This is a genomic window from uncultured Coprobacter sp. (assembly GCF_947855755.1).
Taxonomy (GTDB): domain Bacteria; phylum Bacteroidota; class Bacteroidia; order Bacteroidales; family Coprobacteraceae; genus Coprobacter.
Map to the genome: position 1 here is coordinate 24,779 of NZ_CANUAR010000008.1, position 25,732 is coordinate 50,510.

A 25,732-nucleotide genomic window follows, 5' to 3' on the forward strand; every position below is an offset into this window, starting at 1 on the left:
TTTAAAAAGATACGCCCAAGCTCACCGAATAGGTCGTTGTCATCGGGAATCCGTTCATTAAAGTTTTATAACTGTTTTTCCCTTTTTTCTGATCCGGAGTAAATATCGCCACATTATCTCCGATAAGAGAAAGAGTACATCCGCTCATATTCATTTTTTTACAAATCGACTTCGGAAGATTATATGTCAAAACGATATTCTTCAATTCAAAATATGTCGCCTTATACAGATACCGAGTCGAGTACATACTCGATTTACTCGGATTATTATTGACAAACTTCGGATTCACCGCCAAATCCCCGGGATTTTGCCAACGATCGAGCGCCTCGATCGGCTGATTGTAAGACAGTACACTATACCCGTCATCTAATGATCCCGACATAAATGAACTCAACAAATATCCACCGATAGAATAGGTCATATTTATACGCAACGAAAGATCTTTCCACCTGAATGTATTGTGGAATCCTCCATAAACAGTCGGAGAAGAAGTTTTATACGGAACTCTGTTATCATAACTGAACGATCGGGTTATATTACCGTTCTTATCATACCACAGAGGACTTCCGTCACGAGGATCTACTCCTGCCCAGCGGACCAGATAATAAACATTTTTATCTTCTCCTTTTCTCCAAACATTAGTTATACGACCGACTTCCGTGTCATTATACAGTTCTAATATTTTATTTTTATTATGAGCTATATTGAAATCGGTAGTCCATTCAAAATCTTTCATCTGTATATTGATCGTGTTCATATTAAACTCCACACCTTGATTTCGCATCGATCCGGCATTACGATAAATCCGGGTACTACCCACAGCACGGGATACTCCCAACTTACTCAGCATATTTTCTGTTACATTCCGATAATATTCCAATTCCATATCAAACCGTTCTAAAAAACGTGCACGAATACTGACATTAGTTTTGTAAGTAGTTTCCCACGTCAATCCCGGATTAGGCGGTTCTGACATGACAGCCCCTAATTGGTTATCATAAAAATAAGAGTCGCTATAATTATAAGCGCCTTTTGCGGAAACGCTCGAACGTGAATTATTCGTATTTCCATACGAACCTTTCAACTTCAATACATCCATAAAATCCCATGAATAAAACGGTTCGTTATGAATATTCCAAGAAGCTCCGATCGATGCCGAATTAGCCCAGCGCGCAAACTTTCCAAAATCAGAACTTCCGTCTCTTCGACCCGAAACTGTCAGATAATAACGAGAAGCCCAATTATATCCTGCCGAAAAAAAGTAGGAAAGATTCCGGGTAATATCAGAACTACTAGAACCCAGTCGGCTATCCTGCTCAGCATATCCGACTTCTTGAATAAAATCATTCATAAATCCGCTGCCTGAAGCGTTATGAGAATCTCGAGAAACATTTTTCAACTCTATACCGGCAACGGCATTTACGCCATGTTTCCTAAAACGGCGATCAAGATTCACCCGATAAACATTGACCCATGTAAGCACATTCGATTCTTCTCTACGAGAATAACCGATTCCTTCTCCATTAGAGTCCATTCCCGCCCAGTTTGTCCGGGCATCATAAGAAGCACCATGATTATTCAAATAATTTACACCGAATTGTGCTGTGGCGCTAAGCCCTTGAATAATATCATATTTTAAAGAAAAATTACCTTCAGCCTGTACCGCACGCTGCTTATCAGAATTCTCATCCCTATAAGCCAACGAATTATAAAGTTTCTTCTTTTTCCAATTCGGAACCACATTTCCAAAACTATCGGTCGTCGTCCCGTCGATTATATTATCATACAGCCTATAAGTCGTTCCGTCCATATCATAAGGAGAAAAAATCGGCAATAACTGATAATAGCTCTTCGATACGGCAAACAAATTATTTGGGTTATAGGAAACTCCTAACGTAACGGAAGAAGAAAATTTAGGGTGTATCTGCACATCCGTAACCGATCTTAATGTAATACGCTGCTGACGATTGCCTTTTTCAATTTGATCCTCTTGATAATAAGATGCAGACAAACGGTTGGACATTCGTTCACCTCCCCCGCTTGCAGAGACGTTAACTTGTAAAGTCTGTCCACTCCCGAAAAGAAGATCATGCCAATTGGTGTTTGTCGTCGAATATGAATCATGAGGATTATCTGTATATGGGAAATAATCCAGATTTTTTTCGCCCCCGTTCAGCCAAGCTTCCCGAGCCAACTCAAGGTATTGTGAGCCGTTTGTAGTTTTAAAACGTGTCGATTCATTCAAAAACGAAACTCCATACTGCACCGTAGCATTCAACACGGTCTTTCCCGAACGGCCTTTTTTAGTAGTGATCAAAATAACACCATTCGAAGCGTTAACACCGTAAATCGCTGTAGCAGAAGCGTCTTTTAAAACCGTAATAGATTCGATATCATCCGGATTCAAAAAAGAGAGTGGACTTATGCTCGTGTTCATTCCTTCTATAATATTCGTTGCCGTACCCGTATATACAGGCACACCATCGACAATCCACATCGGTTCGCTCGACGCATTCAAAGAACCATCACCTCGAATACGGACATTATTACGAGTTCTAACCGAGGGAGAATCAGTATTAGGCTCTATACGCATACCCGGTATCAAACCATCCAACATATCATCAACACGTCCGGCCGGAAGATACTTTAACTCTTTTGATCCTACCTGAAATGCACTTCCTACCATATCGGATCTTTTCTGAATAGTACCATACGCCCCTTGAACTACAACTTCGCCAATCTGATGATCATTATTCTTCAAAATAACTTTTAAATCAGTCTGCTTAGTAACGATAATAGTCTCAGATTGCATTCCGATGAAAGAAAAAACCAAAGTAGCCTTACCCACGGGAACAGATACGGTAAACTTTCCATCTATATCCGTAGTAGTCCCCTTCTTGGTTTCTTTTACAAGAATCGAGGCCCCGACAACCGGATTGCGTTCAGCATCAATAACAACTCCTGTTACTTTCCTGAATCCGGATTCCTGAGCTTCTACAATTTGATTTACCGATAATAATAAAATTATAATCAGTAAATGAAACAAAAACCTTTGCATATTTCCCAGATTAAATAAAGTCTATCAAAAAAGCCTTTCTATTCATTTTTTAAATAATTTTACAAATGTGTAAAACGAATTTGAGAAGTGCAAAAGATTTGAAGAAAATTAATAATATGTTCCTTTTTTTAAATTTACATACAACAAATAAGTTATTTATTCCTATATAAGTCTAAAACATATAAACAAATTCGCATTTTTAATCAGACAATAAAAACCACAAAAAAGAGAAACTATTAATAAAAAGCAGGTTATAATAATATTTTAAAATAAATGAATTTACAGTATTAATAAATTATTCACCCAAAGCTGTAAAATCCAATATCACTGCAAAGTATTAAAAACTCTATCCAATACAAAAAAATCTTTATAGCATTTTTAAAACAACGATAAAAGAGCATTTCAATTTTATGAGAATATTTCTTAATTTCTTATCCCCGTTAGATACAACCAAGATGATTCTTTAAATCTAAAAGCCTGTCTAAACTTTCTAATAAAATTTATATATCCAGACTTTTTTGAGCCTTCTTACGATTTATTTTTATGTTTCTGCATGTCACATAACCTGCTACGCTCCTTATCGAAATAGAAAAACTCCCTCGAAAACAGTTCACCCAAAAATGTCCATGTCAAGAGCCTGTCTAAATTTAAACAGATTCTTATACAAAACCGATATTCTCCACCAAAAGAAATAGAGATATTTATTTTGTAATCGGAAAGTGATTTTCTAACTTTGCGAGTTGTCAGTTATATAACATCTTTTTACATGGATAACGATATAAAAGAGGCATGTAAAATCATGCAAGAAGGCGGACTCATATTGTACCCGACCGACACGATATGGGGAATCGGATGTGATGCCACCAACGAGCTCGCAGTAAAACGAGTATATGAAATAAAAAAACGAATCGACAGCAAAGCTTTAATCGTTTTAGTGGACAGTCCTGTAAAAATAGATTTTTATACCGATCATATTCCGGATATAGCATGGGATCTGATAGATGTCGCAGATAAGCCCCTTACCATAGTTTATCCGAATGCCCGTAACCTTGCCCATAACTTATTGGCAGAAGACGGAAGTGTGGGTATCCGCATAACGAAAGAAACTTTTTCTCACAAACTATGTGAAAGATTCAGAAAAGCAATCGTTTCGACATCTGCCAATATCAGTGGAACTCCCTCTCCACGCAATTTTTCAGAAATCTCTCAAGAAATAAAAGATGCAGTAGATTATATTGTCGAATACCGCCAAAATGAAATGACCCATCCGTCACCATCAAGTGTCATAAAATTAGAAGAAGGCGGGATAGTTAAGATATTACGGCCATAAATGAAACAAAAATTACAAATAATAAAATATTTTGTCGGCGACACCATTTCAGTCAGCCTTGCTTGGTTTCTGTTCAATTTGTTCCGTTATCATTTACTAAATATACAATATTCATTCGGATCTTTATCGGGTTATCTAAATTCATCGAAGATAATAGAGGGACAGATCGTTTTTCCATGTATGTTCCTTTTCATATTTTATTTATCCGGATACTATAATCGTCCGTTTCTCAAATCCCGATTAGACGAATTTTTCACGACATTTCTTTCTATTCTACTTTGTACATTCATCGTTTTCTTCGTAGCTCTGCTCAATGACCAACCACATGTTTATACGAGTTATAAATTAATTTTAGGTCTATTCGGTATATTGTTCACCTGTGTATATACCTGTCGGGCGATTATCACACAACAAGCGACATCTCGAATACATAACCGTATATGGGGTTTCAATACATTGATTATCGGGGCAGGTAAGAAAGCTCAAAATTTGGGCTATGAACTGAATCACATGCAAAAATCTATGGGATACAAAATTATCGGATATGTAAAAACCGATGACCAACAAGAATGTATTTCCTCTGATTTACCGATATTTTCATTCTCGGAACTTCCTGAAAAAATCAAAGAATTTTCCATAGAAGAACTCATCATCGCTCAGGAGCATCATAATCGCAAGAATATGCACAAACTGATCAACAGTTTATATCCTCTCGAGTTACCGATACAAATAGAGGCAAGCGAATATGAAATGCTGACATCCCGCATAAAATTATCAAATATATACGGAACACCTTTTATCGATATCAGTATATGTTCCCTTTCCGATTGTCAAAAAAATATTAAAAGATTGTTAGACGTAATCTTGTCGGCACTTGCCTTAATCATACTTTCTCCATTATTCCTGTTTTTAGCAATAAAAATAAAAACCGGCTCGAAAGGTCCTGTTATTTTTAAACAACAGCGCATCGGATACAGAAGAAAAGAATTTACTCTTTACAAATTTAGGACGATGATAAACAATGCCGAACAAAACGGTCCGGCTCTATCTAACGAGCATGATTCCCGTATAACACCTTTCGGACATATCATGCGCAAATATAGATTGGATGAATTACCTCAATTCTGGAACGTCATAAAAGGAGACATGTCTATTGTAGGTCCGCGTCCCGAAAGGAAATATTTCATAGACCAGCTAATACGCCGTGCCCCCTATTACAGTTTATTGCATCAAGTTCGTCCGGGAATCACATCATGGGGAATGGTAAAATTCGGTTATGCCCGCAATATCGACGAAATGATAAAACGACTTAAATATGAAATTCTTTACCTTGAAAACATGTCTTTATTAGTTGATTTAAAAATTATTATTTACACAGTAAAAACAGTATTTACAGGGAAAGGCATTTAATATGGGAAAAGATTGGTTCTTAAAGCTTCTTGTCTGGCGGGAAAAAAATATAAAGGAAAAAAATTTTATTTTAATTCTCAGCTTCATTATTGGTATTTTAGCCGCAGGAGCAGCTCTTATACTAAAATACCTGATACATTTTATACAAAATCTGCTCACCGAACATTTTTCTATCAGTGGGGCAAACTATCTATATCTTGTGTATCCGATCATAGGTATTCTTCTTTCCGGTTTATATGTGCGATATATTGTTAAAGATGATATCAGTCATGGTATAACCCGCATATTATATGCCATCTCACAGCGTAAAAGCCGATTAAAACCTCATAATATGTACACCTCAGTAGTAGCAAGTTCTATCACGATAGGATTCGGAGGATCTGTCGGTGCTGAAGCTCCCATCGTATATACCGGTGCAGCTATAGGATCGAATATCGGTAGTGCTTTCAGACTGGATACCCGTGTACTTATGCTTCTTGTCGGATGCGGAGCATCTGCCAGTATAGCCGGAATTTTCAAAGCTCCTATTGCCGGTTTGCTATTTACTCTGGAAATACTTATGATGGACTTGACTACAACATCGGTGATGCCTTTACTTATCTCCTCTGCAACGGCTGCTACCGTTGCTTATATTTTCACCGGACCGACGGCTCAGTTTAGTTTCGTTCAAACCGAACCTTTTATCGCTGAAAGAATTCCGTATGTTATTATTCTGGGAATTTTCTGCGGGTTCGTATCTCTCTATTTTACCAGAGTCATGAACTGGCTCGAAGGGAAATTCCGTAAACTCGGAAATCCTTGGAAAAAATTCGGATTAGGTTCTATAATTTTAAGTTTGTCTATTTTCTTACTTCCTCCTCTTTATGGAGAAGGCTATGAATCTATCACCCGATTGCTCAGCGGACACCCTGACGTTATCACAGACGGTAGTATTTTTTACCCGTGGAGAGATAATTTCTGGGTCGTTTTTATGACTTTAGCTTTAATCGTGTTACTTAAAGTATTCGCAACAAGTGCAACAAACGGAGGAGGTGGTGTCGGAGGGACATTCGCCCCAAGTCTCTATCTCGGCTGTATGGGAGGCTTTCTGTTTGCCTATACAATCAATCATTTCGAAATAGTGATTCCTCTCTCCGAAAAAAATTTCGCGCTTATGGGGATGGCCGGTGTCATGTCGGCAGTAATGCATGCACCGTTAATGGCTCTTTTCCTCACTGCCGAGTTAACCGGAGGGTATGATCTTTTCCTTCCGTTGATGATTACCTCTACCGTAGCATTCGGCACAATCAGAATTTTCGAACCGCACAGTATATATACTATGCGTCTGGCCAAAAAAGGAGAGCTTCTTACTCACCATAAAGATAAAGCCGTATTGACATTGTTAAAAATGGACAGCGTTATAGAGAAAGATTTTCTCATAGTCCATCCCGAAATGAGTTTAGGAGATATGGTAAAAGTTATATCTCAGTCGCATCGTAACATATTTCCGGTCACAAACCATCGTAACCAATTACTCGGCATCGTATTATTGGATGATATAAGAAATATTATGTTTCGCCCGGAACTTTACAATCGTATGTTTGTCCGAAAATTTATGATCTCGCCTCCGGGAAAAATAGAAGTGGGTATGACAATGGAAAAGGTAATGAAAATATTTGACGAAACAAATGCATGGAATCTTCCGGTCGTAGAAAACGACCAGTACGTCGGATTTGTTTCAAAATCAAAAATATTCAATTCATACCGACGTGTATTAGTGCATTATTCTCAAGATTAACAAATATATATGGAAAAGGAAAATATAAGAATCGTTTTCATGGGAACTCCCGAATTTGCCGTAGAGAGTTTAAAACATCTCGTGGAGGAAGGATATAATGTCGCAGGAGTAATTACAATGCCCGACAAACCAGCAGGACGAGGACACAAAATACAGTTTTCTCCGGTAAAGGAATATGCCATTTCTCAAGGTCTTCCCCTTTTACAACCTGAGAAATTAAAAGACGAAACTTTCCTGACCGAATTAAGAGCTTGGAATGCCGACCTTCAAATCGTCGTAGCATTCCGTATGCTCCCTGAAGTTGTATGGGACATGCCCCGATTAGGGACATTCAATCTGCATGCTTCCCTCCTGCCCCAATATCGTGGGGCAGCGCCTATCAACTGGGCGATAATCAATGGTGACAAAGAGACCGGAGCTACTACATTTTTTCTTACTCATGAGATAGATACCGGCAAAATAATCATGCAAAAGCGCATCCCTATTGCAGATAATGATAATGCAGGAACAGTACATGACCGACTGATGGTTATGGGTGCTTCGATGGTAACAGAAACGGTAGATGCAATTCTCGACGGGAGGATTTCCCCTGTCGATCAAGAGTCTGTCAATGTAGACGAACCGTTAAGGCCTGCTCCCAAAATCTTTAAAGAAACCTGCCGGATCGACTGGAATAAAAGTGCAAAGGACATATATAACTTTATAAGGGGATTATCCCCTTATCCGGCAGCATGGTGCGAATGGGAAGCTCCCGACCATACGGTCTATACAGTAAAAATATTTGAAACCGAAGTTATAAATACGACAAATGGAAAACCCGGAACTTTATATACAGACGGGAAAAAATATATTGAAATATCTTGCGGAAACGGTAGTGTACGGTTAAAAGTACTGCAACTTCCCGGAAAAAAAAGATTATCGGTAGAAGAACTATTACGAGGATTCTCTCTCACCGCAGATTTTATTTGCCGATAATGCGAAAAGTTAATTCGTATAAAAAAATAATATATATCGTATCAGGGACTTTGTGCCTTATTTTAGGAGGTATCGGTCTATTTGTACCGATACTCCCGACAACTCCGTTTTGGTTACTGACCGCTTGGCTTTATACTCGTAGTTCTCCATATCTTTATAATAAAGTCATGAACATTCCTCTTTTCGGAAACTGTATTCGTAATTTTCATGAATATAAAGCAATCCCTTTACGAGGAAAGGTCATAACCATAACAACTTTATGGATTACTATAGGAATATCTATATGGGTCACAGCCGAATTATGGATAGCCATACTTTTAATTGCAATATCCACCGGTATAACCATACACATTCTATCATATAAGACTTTACGTTCGGATATACATAAGAAAAAAGACATACATTAAAATTCCGGGTTATACGAACAGAGCATAAAACAAAAACGTTATACTATGAAAATATGTATTCTTCTTGTTCATAATGAAATTTTCTCATGTAAAATTATATCTGCTCTGTATCGTAGTCGGAGGAATGACCGGACTTATTACTGTTCCTTTCCGTTATTTACTCGTGAAGTCTTCTGATTTACGGGACATTCTTTTTTCATCATCTTACTCTTGGTGGTTTCATCCGATAATCATAACAATCATGTGGATTATCGGAATAGCAATATGGTATCTTGTAAAAAAATATCCTATTATCTCAGGGAGCGGAATACCGCAAATCGAAGGTGCGATATTCGGAAGATTTCAATTTATCCATCCGCTAAAAACATTGATAGCTAAATTTATAGGAGGCGTTGCCGGAATAGGTATGGGACTTTCTTTAGGAAGAGAAGGTCCGTCTGTCCAAATGGGAGGATTCATTGCAAAATTAATCGGAAAGTGGGGAAAGGCTAATATTTCAGAACAACGTTATTTATATACAGGCGGAGCGAGTGCAGGCCTCTCTTCTGCCTTTACCGCACCATTGGCATCTACGATATTTATCATTGAAGAAGTTGAAAAGTTCGATTCCGTAAAAATCGCCATATCGTCACTTTTAGCTGCAATCATATCCGGCTGGATAGCATCTCAGATATTCACGGTCAACTCATATACTTTGATCAATACGGCCTACCCTGATGAAATGAATATCGGCGAAATAGCTGTTGCATTTATTCTTTTCTCAACGTTATTGACTATTATAGGAAAAACCTTCAACTATTTATTACTCCGATTTCAAAAGCAATATGGAGACAGCCGGATACCGGTCTCCATACGTATTCTCGGAATAATCATTGTTACTTATATCTTAGGATATTTCTTTTCAGGATTAGTTGCAGGAGGAGAGAATTTCTTACTAAAAGAGGCAAATGCTATTCATACCGAAATGGGTATATTGGTAATTCTTATTATCATAAAACTTTTATTTACAACGCTTTGTTATGCAACTGGCTTTCCGGGAGGTATCTTCCTGCCGCTATTGGTCATAGGCGGACTTACGGGAAAATTATTCGCACTTCTCTTGATTCGGATCGGAATGCTCTCGCCCGAGCATTTCGGTTTTTTCATGCTAATCGGGATGTCTGCGTTGTTTGCTGCGGTAGTGAGATCTCCTATTACCGGGATCATTCTAATACTCGAAATGACCCAGAAATTCAATATGTTAATACCGATAACCGTTGTTGTAGGCATAACTTATTTTATCAGTGAGATTTGGGGAGTAAAACCTATTTATGATCAACTATACAAAAACTTATTACCTGCCGATTACTCACAATCGGATGAAAGAATTACTATTCCGTTTGAAATAAATACGGAATCCTATCTCGCCGGCAGAACAAATAAAACAATTAACCTCCCGTACGGTTGCCGTATAGAAAATATAATTCGAAACAATGAATGTATTTCTAATAAAAATTATACACTCAAACCGGGAGATCAAATCAACATATCTCTTTATTCTAAAGATTTGGAAAAGTTATACCGTTCTTTGAGAAATATAACGAATGAATAAACATGAACAGAGGATTATTCAAGAGACAGAACAGCTAAAGCTAAACGGATCTTGCCATAATCTATTTCACCATTTAACGCTTCATATATAGGCTTCAAATTTTGAGTTTTATTTTCGAAAGATGATATGACATTCGCAACAGACTCGATTTCAAAAACCGAAATATAATCACTCCAATCTGTCAACTTCCGGGATATAATCAATTCTGCTATATGAGAATAAACCGTAACAGGCTTTAAATTCCGGCTTTCTGCAACCTGCTCGATCGTTAGGCCTTGACGTAAAAGCATCAAAGTCTCGATATATGAATCGCCTCTTTCTCGTTTAACATTCAATTCTTTACGGAGCAAATCGACAAATTGCTTACCATAGCGAGAAACTTTTGCTTCTCCGACTCCGCTGATCCGAGCAAAATCATATAGTGTAACAGGTTTGCGCTCTACCATCTCTTGTAAGACACGATCTGTAAATATCGTATAAGCAGGTTTATCTTCTTCTGCCGCAAGCTTCATTCGCAATCCACGCAGTGCTTCAAAAAGTTTTTCGTCATCAGATAATTCCGAAACCTCATGACGCATTGTTTTTTTAGGAGTTTTGGCTATCGGCTGCACGACTTCATCGGTTACCCATGTAAGCTTAATTTCCAATTCATTCCGGAGGACTTTCCAACCCAATTCTGTCACAGATAACCGTTCACCCTGATTATAAAGCATTTCGAATAATCCTAACTGCAACATTTGCAAAAGATATCCCTGCCATTGTCGAAATGTTAAATCAGAACCGACTCCGAATGTTTTTATTTTATCATAATTTCTTTTGAGAATTTCTGCTTTATGCGACCCTCGCAAAACATCGATCAACAAATTAAAAGTCACTTGTTGGTCTGTGCGAACGATAGCACTCAAAGCTTTCTGTGCCAATACAGATCCGTCAAACCGTTGAGGCGGATTTTTGCAAACATCACAGTTTCCACAATCATGATCGACTGTTTCGCCAAAATAACTGAGTAAAATACGTCTGCGACAAACCGGAGATTCCGCATATTGCTGCATCCGGCGAAGTTTCTCCAAATTAATTTTCTTCTGCCCGCTTTCTTCAGCAAATTTTGAAAGCATTACCACATCACCTAAAGAATAGAACAGTAATGTATCGCCTTTCATTCCATCCCTTCCGGCTCTTCCGATTTCCTGATAATAACACTCTATACTCTTAGGCATATTATAATGTATGACCCAACGCACATTGGATTTGTCGATTCCCATTCCAAAAGCAATCGTAGCACAGATTATTTGCACTCGATCATTCAAGAATGCTTGCTGTGACGTTTCTCTCTCCCGAGACGATAACCCGGCATGATAAGCTGTCACCGAAATTCCGTACTGAGACAGTTCTCGGACCAACATCTCGGTATTGTTCCGACTCATACAATAAATTATTCCGCTTTGACGCGGATGCTGTTCTATAAATGAGAGTATTGCTGATAATTTTTGTTTCTTATTCAGATTTTTACGCACCGAAAGCGTGAGATTGGAACGATCAAAAGAGGATATAAACACCTGAGGGTCATCCATAGCAAGCTGAGTCACGATATCCTCACGTGTCAACTTATCTGCAGTAGCAGTCAATGCCATTAACGGCACTTTCGGAAAATATTTTTTAAGAACAGAAAGACGATTATATTCCGGTCTGAAATCATGCCCCCACTGCGAGATACAGTGCGCTTCGTCGATCGCAAATAAAGAAATATTCATTTCCAGCAACAGCCCGTCTATCTCACCCATCAACCGCTCAGGAGAAATATATAACAACTTCAAATCTCCCCGCCGAGCAGCAATCTTTACCTTTGCCGTCTCTGTCTCATTTTGTAAACTATTCAGCATTGCAGCAGGGATACCATTCGAATCAAGAGTATCGACCTGATCTTTCATTAAAGCCAATAAAGGAGAAACAACAACTGTCGTCCCCCCTTTTATAATTGCAGGAATCTGATAACAGAGAGATTTCCCTCCTCCGGTAGGCATCAATACCAAACAATCACGACCAGATATGACCGTATCGATTATTTCGGCCTGCTGAATACGAAATGTATCATATCCATAATATTTTTTCAGAATCTGTAACGGAGTGTTCTGGTTCAAAGTCATCTAACGTCCTATGCATTCGTAATCAAAACCTAAAGCTTTCACCTCTTCTCGATCATAAATATTGCGACCATCTAATATATATGGAGTTTTCATCAATTTACGGATCACCGCCCAAGAAGGTAATCTAAACTGTTTCCATTCCGTCACCAGCATCAAACAGTCGGCATCGATCAGAGCGTCATACATATCATCGACAAAAATAATATGCTCTTCGCCTAAACGACGCTTAGCCTCCGGAATCGCAATAGGATCATAAGCTTTTACAACACATCCGGCCTTGACCAAAGCATCAACCAGCAACAGAGACGGAGCATCTCTCATATCATCGGTTTCCGGCTTGAACGAAAGTCCCCAAACGGCAATCGTTTTTCCAGACAACTTATTTGAATAATAGGCAGACAATTTTTTGAACAAAATCATTTTCTGCTCGTCATTCACCCGTTCTACAGCTTTCAGTATCTCAAGATCGACATCATTTTCCGACGCAGTCTTTATCAATGCCCGAACATCTTTCGGGAAACATGATCCTCCATATCCGCAACCGGCATACAAAAATTTGCTGCCAATACGTTCATCACTCCCGATTCCCGCACGCACCATATTTATATCAGCACCGACTTTCTCACAAAGATTAGCAATATTATTCATAAAGCTAATGCGAGTAGCCAACATCGCATTTGCCGCATATTTAGTCATTTCGGCCGATGGAACATCCATAAATATAATACGGAAATTATTGATCAAAAACGGTTTATAAAGGCGAGACAACAAAGCTTTCGCCTTTTCCGATTCTACTCCGACAACGACACGATCAGGGTGCATAAAATCATTCACGGCATTTCCTTCTTTCAAAAACTCGGGATTAGAAGCAACGTCAAATTGAATATCCAAATTCCGAATATCCAACTCATCTTGTATAGCCCGACGCACCAAAGCTGCAGTTCCCACAGGGACAGTACTCTTCGTAACAACAAGCAGGTACTTATTCATCGTGCGTCCGATAGTACGTGCAACCTCCAAAACATAACTTAAATCGGCACTTCCATCTTCGTCGGGAGGAGTACCTACCGCACTAAAAACAATATCCACATCATTAATACATGAAGCCAGATCTGTCGTAAAATTCAATCGTCCGTCATTACAATTCTTTTTAACCAACTCTTCTAAGCCCGGTTCATAGATGGGAATTATACCGTTTTTAAGCTTTTCGATTTTAGTCCGGTCAACATCTACACAAATAACATTCGCCCCCATTTCAGCAAAACAGGTTCCTGTTACCAAACCCACATAACCGGTTCCGACAATTGCAGTTTTCATAATCTATGCTTCTATATTTAATACTTTAATTCTCAAATTAATTCCGGCAAAATTTAAACAAGTATCCAACATTTTTTAATCAAAATGCATTCTTATCACCTTTAAAAATACCGATCAAAGTCAAAAAAATAATCTTCATATCGAGCATAAAGTTCCAATTCTCGATATACCAGACATCATATTCTACTCTTTTTTCCATTTGCCAAAGTTCTTTTGTCTCTCCCCGATATCCATTTACTTGCGCCCACCCCGTTAAACCGGGTTTTATAAAATGACGAACCATATATTTATCGATAATCGCCGAGTAGTCTTTTGTGTGTTTCAGCATATGAGGACGAGGTCCGACAACCGACATCTCTCCTTTAAAAACATTAATAAACTGCGGCAATTCATCAAGACTCGTTTTTCGTAAGAACTCACCGATACGAGTTATACGGGGATCTCCTTTGGTTGCTTGAAGTTTATCACTTTCATTATTTACTTTCATCGTCCGAAATTTCAAACAATTGAATTCCCGTCCCATAAAACCTGTACGTTTCTGCTTAAATAGTACAGGTCCGGGTGAAGATAATTTCACGCATATAGCTATCGGCAACAACCAAAAAGGAGAAAGTAAAAGAATAGCCGAAGAAAAAACAAAATCGAACAAACGTTTGACTGCCCTCATCTCCCACCTCTGCAAGGGTTCTTCTCGAACAGACAATACCGGTACTCGTCCCATAATCTGAAAATGCAGCCTGCGTAAGACATAACGGCTGATTTCCGGCACTATAAAAAAGCGGATAGCATGACGCTCGGAGAACTGTAGTAAATTCAATATTTTAGCATCTTGAGATCCAGGAAGCGCGCAATAAATTTCGTCAACATTATTTTCTAATGCAAATTTTTCGACCATACCGGTATCGCCCAACAATTGGGGAATCTGACCTTTCAACTCTGCATTATCATCAAAGAAACCCAAAAATTTATACCCATATCCTAAATCTGAATGTAATTCCCGAAACAGCATCAAACCGGTTTTTCCAGCACCCACAATAATGATTCTCTTAAAATTAAATCCTTTACTTCGATAATATTTAAGAACCCTACTTGCTAATAACCACCAAAGATTCAAGGATATAAAGAAACCGACAAAAAATGTAAGCAAAACAATCGTCCCGACCTCTATTTGCAAAAATGTCAGTAATGATATAAAAATCAGAAACAGTAATATTACCGACTCAGAAGCCGCCAATAATAAAGAATCGATATAGATAATACGGGTATTATGTATCTGATTAAACATCAACACGACCGGGAAATAAGATATATTTAGTAAAAGCCAAACTATCTTTTGATTGAATTGATGGGTCATATCTGAATCGAAAAACAGATAAACCATAAGGAAAACGAGATTGATACAACAAAAATCTCCGACTGCAACCAATCCTCTTATAAAACGTCCTCTATCTCTTCTCTCCATATTATCAAACACTTATTTCACTATAGAAGCATCTATGTGATTATCGATAAAACAGCCCGTAACAAACCGCAGTCTGTTACGAGCCGTACAAATCTTTACCTAATTTATAGATTCTCGTCGATCAATTCGATTTTTTGAGCAATCAGCTGCATTTCATCTTTTAATTTTTGCATCTTTCGTTCCATTTCCTTGAGCATGCCTCCTCCGCTTTTTGAAGAGATATTTAAAAAGCCCATGTTATTTTCGTATGTTTGCAACTCCGCTTTAACATGTTCATACGAACGCATCAGTCGTTCTCTTTCCCGGTATAATTTATTTTGAGCTTGGTCAGAGGACGCCATTTGTTGAACGGCAGAAGTAAAAGAATTTAAACGATTCTTATTTTCATTCATATTCAGGCGTTTAAAATGCTTATCCAAAGCAGCCTGATAACTCTTATAAATCTTGTCTTTTTCTTTGAAAGGTACATGACCGATCTGATTCCACTCGGCCATCAAGGTTCTTACCAAAGCAATGGCTTCGGTCGTAGCCATTGCCTCATCAAGAGCATCCAATTTTTCAATAACGGCCTTTTTCAACAATAGGTTTTCCTGTTCAACCTGACGTACAGAAGCTGTCTGCTTATTTTTTTGCTCAAAGAAGTAATCGCAAGCTGCAATAAAACGAGTCCATACAGCATCTGAATATTTCTTTGAAACCGGACCGATAGTTTTCCATTCTTTCTGAATGGCAATCATCTGATCAGTCGTATTTTTCCAATCGGTACTGTCTTTCAGAGCTTCAGCCTTTTCGCACAAGGCTTTCTTCTTCTCAAGATTGAGAGACATCTCATCTTTTACCCGTTTGAAATACTCTGCCTTCTGTCTAAAGAACTCATCACACGTTTTACGGAAACGTTCGAATAAAGCGTTATTCACTTTACGGGAGGCGAAACCTATACCTTTCCATCGTTCTTGCAATGCTATAATATCCTTTGTCTTTTCATCCCAAGCACTAAACGATTTCAATGCAGTCATATCGATAGCTTCAATTTCCTCGCATATCGCAATCTTCGCCTCTTCGTTTTTCTGCTCATCAGCTTTCAAAATTTCAAAATGTTGCTGGTGAGCTTTATTGATTACTGTAGAAGCTGCTTTGAACCGATTCCACAAATCTTCACGCAATTCTTTTGCTACCGGTCCTATAGCTCTCCACTCATCATGCAAAGCTTGTAAAGATTTAAAAGCGGCTACAATATCATCATTTTTAGCTAACGCTTCGGCCGATTCACAAATTGCCAACTTCAGATCCAGATTCTTTTTAAAGTCATAATCTCGCAACTCTTTGTTGATCTTCAATAAATCGTAAAAATGCTCGACATATAACTGATAATTTTTCCATAACTCATTAACAGCAGAAGCCGGGACATCTGTAATTTCTTTGAATGCCTGTTGTAATTGCTGAAAATCGTTATAATGTTTATTGATATTATCAGAATCTTCGGTAATTTTCTTTATTTCTTCAAGAATAGATTTTTTACGCAGAAGATTTTCTTCTTTCACTTTTTCCTGTTGCTCAAGAAGTTTTGCTTTTTTTTCTTTAAACACATTCAGCAACCCTTTCAACGCCTCTTCCCACTCATCAGGCTCAGGAGTAAATCCTGAAGTGTCACCGGTCTCTTCTTCAAACTTCCGGCGAGCTTCTTCTACTTCATTTTTACGAAGCTTATAATAATTTTGTTTCAACAAATCTATCTCGTCTTTTACAGACTCGACAGGTTGATTTACAAGCTCTTTTACTCTCGCTACTATTTCTTCTCGCGACAGTTTGTTTTCAACCAATTTATTTTCTTTGGCAGTTTCCGGTAAAGAAACATTTTCCGTGGTAATGTTCTCCTCTGCCTGAGCAGACTTCTCCAACAAAGGAGCTTCATGAAGGTCCATCATATTCAAATTCTTTAAGAAAAAAAGCTAATTACTTTAGAGAGACAAAATAAAAAAATTATTTTGTCAAATCATATAAAAAGCCTCACTTTTTTCAAAGATTTCTTTTTTTCGGAAACAAAGATTCAAAGCCTGTCTCATTTTTCCAATAAAAAAATCAGACAGGCTCTCAGATTATTCTAAAATTTCAATGCAACCAAAACCCAGATTAACTTTATCTCCCAATCCCGTATTATGAATCAATTGATGCAAAACAGGATGCAATGTCAGCTTGAATTTATACATATAACCGATAATCTTCGATTCTTCTTTTGTAAAACGCTTTATAAATATACCTTTTCGCTTAGGTTCAGATAAGAGCTCAAAATTAAAATTCATATCGCCAGAAAAATCTTTCCCATAAAAATGACGATACTTTTCCAGAATATGATTCAATAATATCTCTCCGTATCCCGGAGTAGAGGGGCTCACATATTCTATACTTCTATTAGGACGAACATGCACAAATACAATAGGAGATAATGAAAGATAACTCAACGTCTCAGGATAAGAATCCATATCCGTTTTTATTATATCGTCTACTTGCAATTCTACTTGAGTATGACGATCACCTATCAACAAAATCTTTCCCGCAAAAAGAGTCTTTATAAAATCTTCGGTACAACGCTCCGGCAAACAAGAAATCCACAATTGTATTCTTTTCGAAAGTATAAAAAGACGATCGGCTTCGACCTTTATTTTAGGAATATAAAAATTCGAAATAGATAATAACCTATATTTCACACTCATTTCCGGTAAAAACCCATTCATCCTCAACCACTGTTCATACAGCTCCTTATTATCAGTCAATATCCGATGAATGCAAGAAGATAATTCATATTGGTAACTCACCGGAAGTACATTTCCCGAATGTTCTGATTTTACTGTAAGTATCAACTTAAATCGCATATATTCCCCCATTTATCCACAATAAAGGTCTTCGGGCAAAATCTCTGCAGCCCTGTTTCTACCTGTATTGATTGTCTTTCATTATATTAATCTAACTACTCTAAAATCACAAAATGGATTTTATCAGCTCTACTTACTATAATACACAAAAAACGGTTTACAATAAATTACCGTCTGCACGATAATATAGAGTAGAACTATTCTCCTCAACAAATGCTCTTTCTGCTACTTCTTTCAGCATACGGGAAGTGACACCTTTGTATTTTTCTATTTCACTATCGATATTTTCGGCTTTATCCAATAATTCGTAATAGGCTAAATTAGTTGCTTTATTCAAGTAATTAATATTAGAAAACAGATCGTTCGATTCAAATTTATTGACTACTTTTTGCAATTCATACGACGACACCTCATTCTCTCCCAATCTACGCAACTCTTCAACAATAGCACGGTCTGCATCCTCTAAAGAAACTCCTTTATTGACTTTTCCCTTGATCATAAACAATCCGGCATCTATATCACCTGTAATACTGGCATCTATATCGGCAAACAGTTTTCGATCCATGACAAGCCGTTGAAACAGCCGGGAAGATCGGCCATTGGATAGTATGTCGGACAACAAGTCAAAACAATGGTATTCTTTATCCATTCTCCGGCACATGTGATATACTTTCGTAATCGAATCTAACGGCACAGAGCGCGAAACTTCCTGAAATCGTGCAGACTCCTGAACAGGTTCTATCGGTAAATTCCGCAATTCTATATCTCTTCTCTCTATCGGACCAAACCATTTCTCGGTAAGATCAACGGTCTCTTCAAAAGAGATATTTCCCGTAACTGCCAAAATAGCATTATTCGGAGCATAATGTTTATAAAAGAACGACTTCACATCTTCCAGTTTTACCTGTTCGATATGTTCAACCCGTTTCCCTATCGTAGGCCACCTATACGGATGCACTTTATATGCCAATGGCCTTATCAATAACGGAATATCACCGTACGGCTGATTCAGGTTACGCTGCTTAAATTCTTCGATTACGACTTGCTTCTGTACGGACAGACTCTTTTCCGAGAAATCAAGCCCGAGCATACGATCCGACTCCAGCCAAAAAGCTGTTTCCACATTCTGACGCGGAACTACCGAATAATAATTCGTTATATCATTACTTGTCCACGCATTATTTTCACCACCGGCTTTTTGCAACGGAGTATCGAAATCGGGAATATTAACAGACCCACCGAACATCAGATGCTCAAACAAATGGGCAAACCCTGTACGGTTCGGATTTTCATCCTTAGACCCGACATCGTACAAAAGGTTTAATGCCACCATCTGAGTTTCTTTATCTTGATGATGAATTAAACGCAATCCGTTTGGCAAACAATATTTATTGATTCGAATCACTATTCTATAATTTTCATTCGCATTGAAATATCTTTTTTCGGGCGGTCGGCTCTACCGGTAGCTACCGACTGAATTTTATCTACGACATCCAGTCCCTCTACGACTTCACCGAATACAGTATATTCTCCATCGAGATGTGGAGCTCCGCCCATCGATGTATATGCCTCTTTCTGCTCTGGAGTAAACATTACCGGTCCTTCATCCATCAAAATTTCATGAGTCTGTGCAACAAGTGTATCCTGTAAAGCCATCAACCCTTCTTGATCGCGATTTTTACGCAACTGCATAATTTCCGATCTATGTTCTCCCACCAAACGATTAAAGATATTCCGTTCTTTCATTTGAGTGAGCTGCTGTTCCAAATTTTTCAATTTTCCCTCAGAATATACGTTTCCGGTAACTATATAAAACTGAGATCCGGAAGACTCTTTTTTCGGATTCACTTCATCTCCCTGACGAGCCGCAGCCAAAACTCCTTTTTTATGGAAATACAAAGGATACACGATTTCTGCAGGAAGGGTATATCCCGGTCCCCCGCTCCCCAATGTTTTATCAGCAGCAGCTCCCTTAGAATCAGGGTCTCCACCTTGTATCATAAAATCTTTTATAACCCTATGAAACAAAAGATCGTTATAATAGCCTTCTTTTACCAATTTGACAAAGTTATCTCTATGGAGAGGCGTTTCATTATATAATTTGATTTTAATATCGCCCAATTCAGTCTCAATCAACACATAAACATGCTCTTTGTTTACAGATGTACAACCCATACAAAATAAAATTAAACAGATTATTAATTTATTTATTCCTTTTTTCATAAGGAGAAACCACTCTAAAATCTCTACAAAGATAATCAGCAAGCCCTAATATATCGTAAAAAAACAGCTTTTTGACATATATTTAATTCTTCCTATATTTAAAATCTGTTCCACAATCAAAGCAATGAAACCTCTTACGGACTGCAAACGGATATACCTGAAGGAATATGGATATAAATATAGTCAACCAATTATATTTATGTTGGACAGAAGCTCCATAAGCAACATTTCGTGAGCCACAAACAGGGCATACAGGCCCGTCATCCGCCAAACTATTCACGACTTTTTGATCTTCAGGAATAAAAGAAGCCTCTTGTTGCTCTTTAACTAATCTTGTCGCACTCTCGAGATCTCTCTCAAACACAGACAATTTTATTCCTCCCAGTCCTTGATTATATAAAGGATAAACCGACAAGACATTCTCATCCGATATAAAAGACGGAATTGCATTATCATCTAATATCCCTTTAACAAGATATGCTTCCGTCAAATCACCAAAAGTCATAAAAACGACGATACTATCTCCAGCCATGATGCAATAATTTATTTCGAATCAAATATATAGAATATATCATAAATTCATACTATTTTAAATCTATTATTCAGCGATTAAAATTCATTCAAAATTTAAACCGGTAATAAAAGCCTGTCTAATTTTTCCAACAAATAAATATTATCCGGTCACTTTAGCATTTTCACCCGTCAGATAGCCCGCTATTTCCCTCGAAAAAATCTCAAATCTGATCCGAGTAAAACTTAAACAGACACTAAAATAATCCTCCCTCTTTTAAATATTTATTCTTTCTTCAATAAAATCTCTACCAAACTTCTACTCATTATCAAATTCCTCACAGTATATAATAAAGTTTTTATTATCTTTGTAACTTCATTTTAGGGAATCAAGCATTTGCTTATACCTTGTTTTTATCCGAAAATATGCAAAATGAACTAAATACAGCTATCCGTGCCGCTATCGAAGCAGGATCAGAGATTATCAAAATATACACCGATCCGAACGCAGATTTCAAGATCGAACAAAAAGCAGATAATTCTCCTCTCACGATAGCTGATAAAAAATCAAATGAAATAATTTTATCCTTTCTGAATCAAACTTCCTACCCGGTATTAAGTGAAGAGGGGAAAAGCATTGACTATTCGATCCGCCAATCATGGAAAAAATTATGGATAGTAGATCCTTTAGACGGAACTAAAGAATTTATTAAACGTAACGGAGAGTTTACTGTCAATATAGCTCTTGTTGTAAATGGAATTCCCGAATTGGGAGTAATTTATATTCCCGTAAAGAAAACTCTTTATTATGGACTGACCGGATACGGAGCATATAAAGTCGAAAATATCGATGCTAAACCGGAAAATTTGTCTACAGAAACCTTACGAAAATATGCTATTCAATTACCGATCAAAAGAAAAAACAATCCATTCACGGTTGTTGCATCTCGTTCACATTTGAGTCCCGAAACAGCGTCTTTCATTGCAGATTTACAACAAATACACTCAGATTTAGTAACAACTTCAGTAGGAAGTTCCATAAAAATCTGTTTGGTTAGTGAAGGAAGCGCCGATATTTACCCACGTTTCGCTCCGACAATGGAATGGGATACTGCCGCCGGACATGCGATAGCCCGTGCAGCGGGAAAAGAGATATATCATACAGACCGGCAAACGCCAATCTCCTATAATAAAGAAAATTTACTTAATCCCTGGTTTATAGTCGAATAAACCTGAACAATTTTGAATATATCGAAATGAGTATAGATGCTATTATTGTTTTAACCGCCCTGATAGCCATGTTAATCGTCTTGGCAATGGATAAAATGAGACCCGGTCTTACATTGTTGCTGGTCGCTATCGGTTTTATGCTCATGGGAATCATTACTCCCAAAGAAATGGTGGCAGGATTCAGCAACCAAGGAATGATAACGGTTGCCATCTTATTTCTGGTCAGTGAAGGAGTCAGAAGATCCGGAGCTCTGGATTACTTGATAAAAAAAATATTACCCCAAACTAAAACATCTGTCAGAAAAGCACAATTCAGGATGCTTCCGACGATTAGTTTCATCTCTGCATTTTTAAACAACACAGCCGTAGTCGTTATTTTCGCCCCGATCATAAAAAAATGGGCGGAATTTGTAAATATGCCTTCGCAAAAATTTTTGATTCCTCTCTCATACGCTACCATTTTGGGAGGGCTCTGTACTTTAATAGGAACTTCGACCAACCTTGTCGTTCATGGAATGATGCAGGAATCAGGGTACGAAGGTCTAAAAATGTTCGAACTAAGCAAAATCGGCATTATCATAACAATCGCGGGACTTATCTATATTTTCATTGCCAGCAAAAAACTACTTCCGGGAAATAGTCTCAACGGTGATACGGGAAAAGAAATAAAAGAATATTATTTCGATGCGATTGTTCCTGAGAATAGCCTTTTGACAGGAGCAGTGATAGATCACGGACATTTTAAAGAAATTCCCCAAATGAGCGTTTACGGAATATATCGCAACAACAGCTTCATGCCGGCTGATAAACAACGTATTATTTTACGAGCATCAGACCAAATTATCTTGGCAGGAAAATCTTCCAGCTTAAAAACGCTTATCAACATAGAAGGAATAAAACTGACTTGTTTACAAAATGCAGATAAAAACTTCATCCAATCAGCCGTAAAATTGGTAGAAGTAGTCTTAGGTCCACGTTTTCCCGGTATCGGACAGACATTAGGTAAATTCGACTTTTTTCGACATTACGGAGGAATTGTCACTGCAGTAAATCGTAATGGAGAGCGTATCACTACCGGTTTGAATAAATTAAAATTGCAGGAGGGTGACAATCTTGTCTTACTTACAGATGATTCCTTCATACCGACATGGGGAGATTCTAAAGTTTTTTATCTTGTATCCGATGCCGGAGATTTCGAAGCTCCCCAACAAAAAAGCCGTCGCTGGCTCGCCTCGGTCATTCTTATTTTTATGATTGTCGGAGCGACAATCGGGGAATATATGCCCAGAGTCAACGGTATGAAAATAGATATGTTCTACTTTGCTGCAGCAGCCTTATTTGCCATGACCGCATTAAAAATATTCCCGGCAAAAAAATATACAAAATATGTAAGCTGGGATGTCTTGATCGCCATAGCCTCAGCATTTGCAATCAGTCAGGCAATGACCAATTCAGGAATAGCAAACATTATTGCCGGCGCAATTATAGATATAGTGAAAGATTATGGCCCGCATGCCGTACTAGCTGCATTATTTCTTATCACCAACATCTGTACCGAAGCGATTACGAACAATGCTGCGGCAGCACTTACCTTTCCGATAGCATTATCACTCTCTACCGAATTAGGGGTAGATCCTATGCCGTTTTTTATTACAATCTGTGTCGCTGCATCAGCAAGTTTTTCTATTCCGATCGGATACCAGACCAATCTGATCGTACAAAGTGTCGGGGGTTACAAATTCAAAGATTTCCTTAAAATAGGATTACCGCTCAATTTAATAATATTTATTTTATCTATCATATTGATCCCCCTCATTTGGGAATTTACACCTATAAAATAATTATAATATGGAAGAGAGACATATTTACCCTATATTCGACCGAATGCTGCAACGTAGCGACCGGGAAAAGCTTCTGAAACAAAAAGGACTTATGCTCTGGTTCACAGGATTATCGGGTTCTGGGAAAAGCACATTAGCGATTGCATTAGAAAGAGAATTGTATCAAAACGGCATATTATGCCGAATCCTCGACGGCGATAATATTCGCAGCGGCATCAATAACAATCTCGGCTTTTCTGAAGCCGACCGAATTGAAAATATCCGGAGGATCGCTGAAGTATCTAAACTGTTTGTAGATTGCGGAATTGTCACTATCGCCGCGTTCATCAGTCCGACAAACGAAATACGGCAAATGGCTGCCGATATAATAGGCAAAGACGACTTTATGGAAATTTATGTAAGCACTCCGCTTGAAGTGTGTGAGCAACGCGATGTAAAAGGGTTATATAAAAAGGCAAGAAAAGGTGAAATAAAAGACTTCACGGGTATATCTTCACCTTTTGAAATTCCGGAACAGCCTGATCTGACAATCGATACATCTACTCAAAGTTTAGAGGAGAGTGTAGCAATCCTTAAGAAAACTGTTTTTCCAAGAATAGTTTCTTTTAACATTTAATTCGGTTCAGTATCTTACTGAATGAGTATTTTTGCGCCTAAAATTAAATTTGAACAACACATGTCAACTTATAAACTAAGTCATTTAAAAGAACTGGAATCGGAAGCCATACACATTATACGGGAAGTAGTGGCGGAGTTTGAAAATCCGGTAATGCTATACTCTATAGGGAAAGATTCTTCTGTAATGGTACGTCTGGCAGAAAAAGCTTTTGCTCCGGGACGTCCACCTTTTCCTTTAATGCACATCGATTCTAAATGGAAATTTAAAGAAATGATCGAATTCAGAGATAAATATGCCAAAGAACATGACTGGAATTTGATCGTAGAATCTAATATGGAAGCTTTCAAAGCCGGTGTCGGTCCTTTTACTCATGGAAGTAAAGTTCACACGGACTTAATGAAAACCCAAGCTCTTTTAAACGCTCTTGATAAATATAAGTTTGACGCTGCTTTTGGTGGAGCTCGCAGAGATGAAGAAAAGTCCCGTGCGAAAGAACGTATTTTTTCATTCCGTGATCGTTTTCACCAATGGGATCCTAAAAACCAACGTCCCGAACTTTGGGATATTTATAATGCACGAGTGCACAAAGGTGAATCGATTCGGGTATTTCCTCTCTCTAATTGGACAGAACTCGATATATGGCAATATATTCGATTAGAAAATATTCCTATTGTTCCTCTGTACTTTGCTAAAGAACGTCCGATCGTCAACATAGATGGAAATCTAATCATGGTAGATGACGATAGAATGCCTGAAGAATACCGTAAAAAGGCAAAAATGATGAAAGTCAGATTCCGCACTTTAGGGTGTTATCCTCTTACAGGAGCGATAGAGTCTGATGCCGATACCATTGAAAAAATTGTAGAGGAAATGATGGTTACTACAAAATCGGAACGCACGACTCGGGTAATAGATTTCGATCAAGAAGCCAGTATGGAACAGAAAAAAAGAGAAGGTTATTTTTAAGG

Annotated in this window: 18 protein-coding genes and 3 pseudogenes; 11 read left to right on the forward strand and 10 right to left on the reverse strand. The window is 37.9% G+C overall.

Annotated features, from left to right (window positions below):
* Position 1 precedes the first annotated feature (1 nt).
* The gene (locus Q0093_RS06255; protein WP_297929038.1) at positions 2–3,058 is read right to left on the reverse strand and encodes a SusC/RagA family TonB-linked outer membrane protein; all 3,057 of its coding nucleotides are present in this window, start codon (positions 3,056–3,058) and stop codon (positions 2–4) included.
* Positions 3,059–3,824: 766 nt separating this feature from the next.
* Here Q0093_RS06255 and Q0093_RS06260 point away from each other — a divergent pair.
* From Q0093_RS06260 to Q0093_RS06285, 6 genes are all read left to right on the forward strand, one after another.
* Complete coding sequence (locus tag Q0093_RS06260; protein ID WP_294176917.1) at positions 3,825–4,388, forward strand: L-threonylcarbamoyladenylate synthase; 564 nt, start codon at positions 3,825–3,827, stop codon at positions 4,386–4,388.
* Entirely contained in the window at positions 4,389–5,798 is a 1,410-nt protein-coding gene (locus tag Q0093_RS06265; RefSeq protein WP_294176918.1) for a sugar transferase, read from the forward strand.
* Between the two features lies 1 nt (position 5,799).
* On the forward strand, positions 5,800–7,575 hold the full coding sequence (locus Q0093_RS06270; protein WP_294176920.1) for a chloride channel protein: 1,776 nt from the start codon (positions 5,800–5,802) through the stop codon (positions 7,573–7,575).
* Between the two features lie 9 nt (positions 7,576–7,584).
* Positions 7,585–8,550, forward strand: a complete 966-nt coding sequence (gene fmt, locus Q0093_RS06275; protein WP_297929040.1) for a methionyl-tRNA formyltransferase — start codon at positions 7,585–7,587, stop codon at positions 8,548–8,550.
* A complete protein-coding gene (locus Q0093_RS06280) occupies positions 8,550–8,957 on the forward strand; it encodes a YbaN family protein (protein WP_297929042.1) in 408 nt (135 codons plus the stop codon). The genes fmt and Q0093_RS06280 overlap by 1 nt, the downstream gene beginning before the upstream one ends.
* A 73-nt stretch (positions 8,958–9,030) precedes the next feature.
* Positions 9,031–10,548 (forward strand): ClC family H(+)/Cl(-) exchange transporter, encoded by a 1,518-nt coding sequence (locus Q0093_RS06285; protein WP_297929043.1) that lies wholly within the window; start codon positions 9,031–9,033, stop codon positions 10,546–10,548.
* A gap of 14 nt (positions 10,549–10,562) precedes the next feature.
* Here Q0093_RS06285 and Q0093_RS06290 read toward each other — a convergent pair whose 3' ends face one another.
* The 9 genes and pseudogenes from Q0093_RS06290 to Q0093_RS06330 form a co-directional block, all read right to left on the reverse strand.
* On the reverse strand, positions 10,563–10,898 hold the full coding sequence (locus Q0093_RS06290) for a helix-turn-helix domain-containing protein (RefSeq protein ID WP_297929147.1): 336 nt from the start codon (positions 10,896–10,898) through the stop codon (positions 10,563–10,565).
* Positions 10,881–12,692, reverse strand: a pseudogene (gene recQ, locus Q0093_RS06295) (DNA helicase RecQ); the annotation flags it as partial. The gene Q0093_RS06290 and the pseudogene recQ, both read right to left, overlap by 18 nt.
* On the reverse strand, positions 12,693–14,009 hold the full coding sequence (locus Q0093_RS06300) for a UDP-glucose/GDP-mannose dehydrogenase family protein (RefSeq protein ID WP_294176928.1): 1,317 nt from the start codon (positions 14,007–14,009) through the stop codon (positions 12,693–12,695).
* Between the two features lie 79 nt (positions 14,010–14,088).
* On the reverse strand, positions 14,089–15,471 hold the full coding sequence (locus Q0093_RS06305; protein ID WP_294176930.1) for an undecaprenyl-phosphate glucose phosphotransferase: 1,383 nt from the start codon (positions 15,469–15,471) through the stop codon (positions 14,089–14,091).
* Between the two features lie 104 nt (positions 15,472–15,575).
* Positions 15,576–17,396 (reverse strand): DUF349 domain-containing protein, encoded by a 1,821-nt coding sequence (locus Q0093_RS06310; protein ID WP_297929045.1) that lies wholly within the window; start codon positions 17,394–17,396, stop codon positions 15,576–15,578.
* A gap of 171 nt (positions 17,397–17,567) precedes the next feature.
* On the reverse strand, positions 17,568–18,341 hold the full coding sequence (gene cas6 / locus Q0093_RS06315; RefSeq protein WP_294176932.1) for a CRISPR-associated endoribonuclease Cas6: 774 nt from the start codon (positions 18,339–18,341) through the stop codon (positions 17,568–17,570).
* A gap of 157 nt (positions 18,342–18,498) precedes the next feature.
* Positions 18,499–19,746, reverse strand: a complete 1,248-nt coding sequence (locus Q0093_RS06320) for a pitrilysin family protein (RefSeq protein ID WP_297929047.1) — start codon at positions 19,744–19,746, stop codon at positions 18,499–18,501.
* Entirely contained in the window at positions 19,746–20,516 is a 771-nt protein-coding gene (locus Q0093_RS06325; RefSeq protein ID WP_297929049.1) for a peptidylprolyl isomerase, read from the reverse strand. Before Q0093_RS06325 ends, Q0093_RS06320 begins: the two co-directional genes overlap by 1 nt.
* 130 nt (positions 20,517–20,646) lie before the next feature.
* Complete coding sequence (locus Q0093_RS06330; RefSeq protein ID WP_297929051.1) at positions 20,647–21,096, reverse strand: DUF2007 domain-containing protein; 450 nt, start codon at positions 21,094–21,096, stop codon at positions 20,647–20,649.
* Positions 21,097–21,500: 404 nt separating this feature from the next.
* Between Q0093_RS06330 and cysQ the strand changes: the two genes are divergently transcribed.
* From cysQ to cysD, 5 genes and pseudogenes are all read left to right on the forward strand, one after another.
* Positions 21,501–22,304 (forward strand): 3'(2'),5'-bisphosphate nucleotidase CysQ, encoded by an 804-nt coding sequence (gene cysQ / locus Q0093_RS06335; RefSeq protein WP_297303754.1) that lies wholly within the window; start codon positions 21,501–21,503, stop codon positions 22,302–22,304.
* 26 nt (positions 22,305–22,330) lie between these two features.
* Positions 22,331–22,936 (forward strand): annotated as a pseudogene (locus Q0093_RS14855) (SLC13 family permease); the annotation flags it as partial.
* A gap of 321 nt (positions 22,937–23,257) precedes the next feature.
* Positions 23,258–24,145, forward strand: a pseudogene (locus Q0093_RS14860) (SLC13 family permease); the annotation flags it as partial.
* A 7-nt stretch (positions 24,146–24,152) separates the two neighbouring features.
* Positions 24,153–24,761 carry an adenylyl-sulfate kinase gene (gene cysC / locus Q0093_RS06345; protein WP_294176947.1) on the forward strand — a complete coding sequence of 203 codons (609 nt, stop codon included), beginning with the start codon at positions 24,153–24,155 and terminating at the stop codon, positions 24,759–24,761.
* 60 nt (positions 24,762–24,821) lie between these two features.
* Positions 24,822–25,730, forward strand: coding sequence for a sulfate adenylyltransferase subunit CysD (gene cysD / locus Q0093_RS06350; protein ID WP_009317243.1), 909 nt, complete (start codon positions 24,822–24,824; stop codon positions 25,728–25,730).
* The last annotated feature ends 2 nt before the right edge of the window (positions 25,731–25,732 follow it).

What these genes read in the sequence shown, in the direction of transcription:
- Q0093_RS06260 (WP_294176917.1), top strand. Translation starts at nt 3,825, where the DNA reads ATGGATAACGATATAAAAGAGGCATGTAAAATCATGCAAGAAGGCGGA.
- Q0093_RS06270 (WP_294176920.1), top strand. Translation starts at nt 5,800, where the DNA reads ATGGGAAAAGATTGGTTCTTAAAGCTTCTTGTCTGGCGGGAAAAAAAT.
- Q0093_RS06330 (WP_297929051.1), bottom strand. Translation starts at nt 21,096, where the DNA reads ATGGCTGGAGATAGTATCGTCGTTTTTATGACTTTTGGTGATTTGACG.
- cysD (WP_009317243.1), top strand. Translation starts at nt 24,822, where the DNA reads ATGTCAACTTATAAACTAAGTCATTTAAAAGAACTGGAATCGGAAGCC.
- Q0093_RS06305 (WP_294176930.1), bottom strand. Translation starts at nt 15,471, where the DNA reads ATGGAGAGAAGAGATAGAGGACGTTTTATAAGAGGATTGGTTGCAGTC.
- Q0093_RS06310 (WP_297929045.1), bottom strand. Translation starts at nt 17,396, where the DNA reads ATGATGGACCTTCATGAAGCTCCTTTGTTGGAGAAGTCTGCTCAGGCA.
- Q0093_RS06285 (WP_297929043.1), top strand. Translation starts at nt 9,031, where the DNA reads ATGAAATTTTCTCATGTAAAATTATATCTGCTCTGTATCGTAGTCGGA.
- Q0093_RS06300 (WP_294176928.1), bottom strand. Translation starts at nt 14,009, where the DNA reads ATGAAAACTGCAATTGTCGGAACCGGTTATGTGGGTTTGGTAACAGGA.
- Q0093_RS06265 (WP_294176918.1), top strand. Translation starts at nt 4,389, where the DNA reads ATGAAACAAAAATTACAAATAATAAAATATTTTGTCGGCGACACCATT.
- Q0093_RS06255 (WP_297929038.1), bottom strand. Translation starts at nt 3,058, where the DNA reads ATGCAAAGGTTTTTGTTTCATTTACTGATTATAATTTTATTATTATCG.
- Q0093_RS06325 (WP_297929049.1), bottom strand. Translation starts at nt 20,516, where the DNA reads ATGGGTTGTACATCTGTAAACAAAGAGCATGTTTATGTGTTGATTGAG.
- cysQ (WP_297303754.1), top strand. Translation starts at nt 21,501, where the DNA reads ATGCAAAATGAACTAAATACAGCTATCCGTGCCGCTATCGAAGCAGGA.
- cysC (WP_294176947.1), top strand. Translation starts at nt 24,153, where the DNA reads ATGGAAGAGAGACATATTTACCCTATATTCGACCGAATGCTGCAACGT.
- fmt (WP_297929040.1), top strand. Translation starts at nt 7,585, where the DNA reads ATGGAAAAGGAAAATATAAGAATCGTTTTCATGGGAACTCCCGAATTT.
- cas6 (WP_294176932.1), bottom strand. Translation starts at nt 18,341, where the DNA reads ATGCGATTTAAGTTGATACTTACAGTAAAATCAGAACATTCGGGAAAT.
- Q0093_RS06280 (WP_297929042.1), top strand. Translation starts at nt 8,550, where the DNA reads ATGCGAAAAGTTAATTCGTATAAAAAAATAATATATATCGTATCAGGG.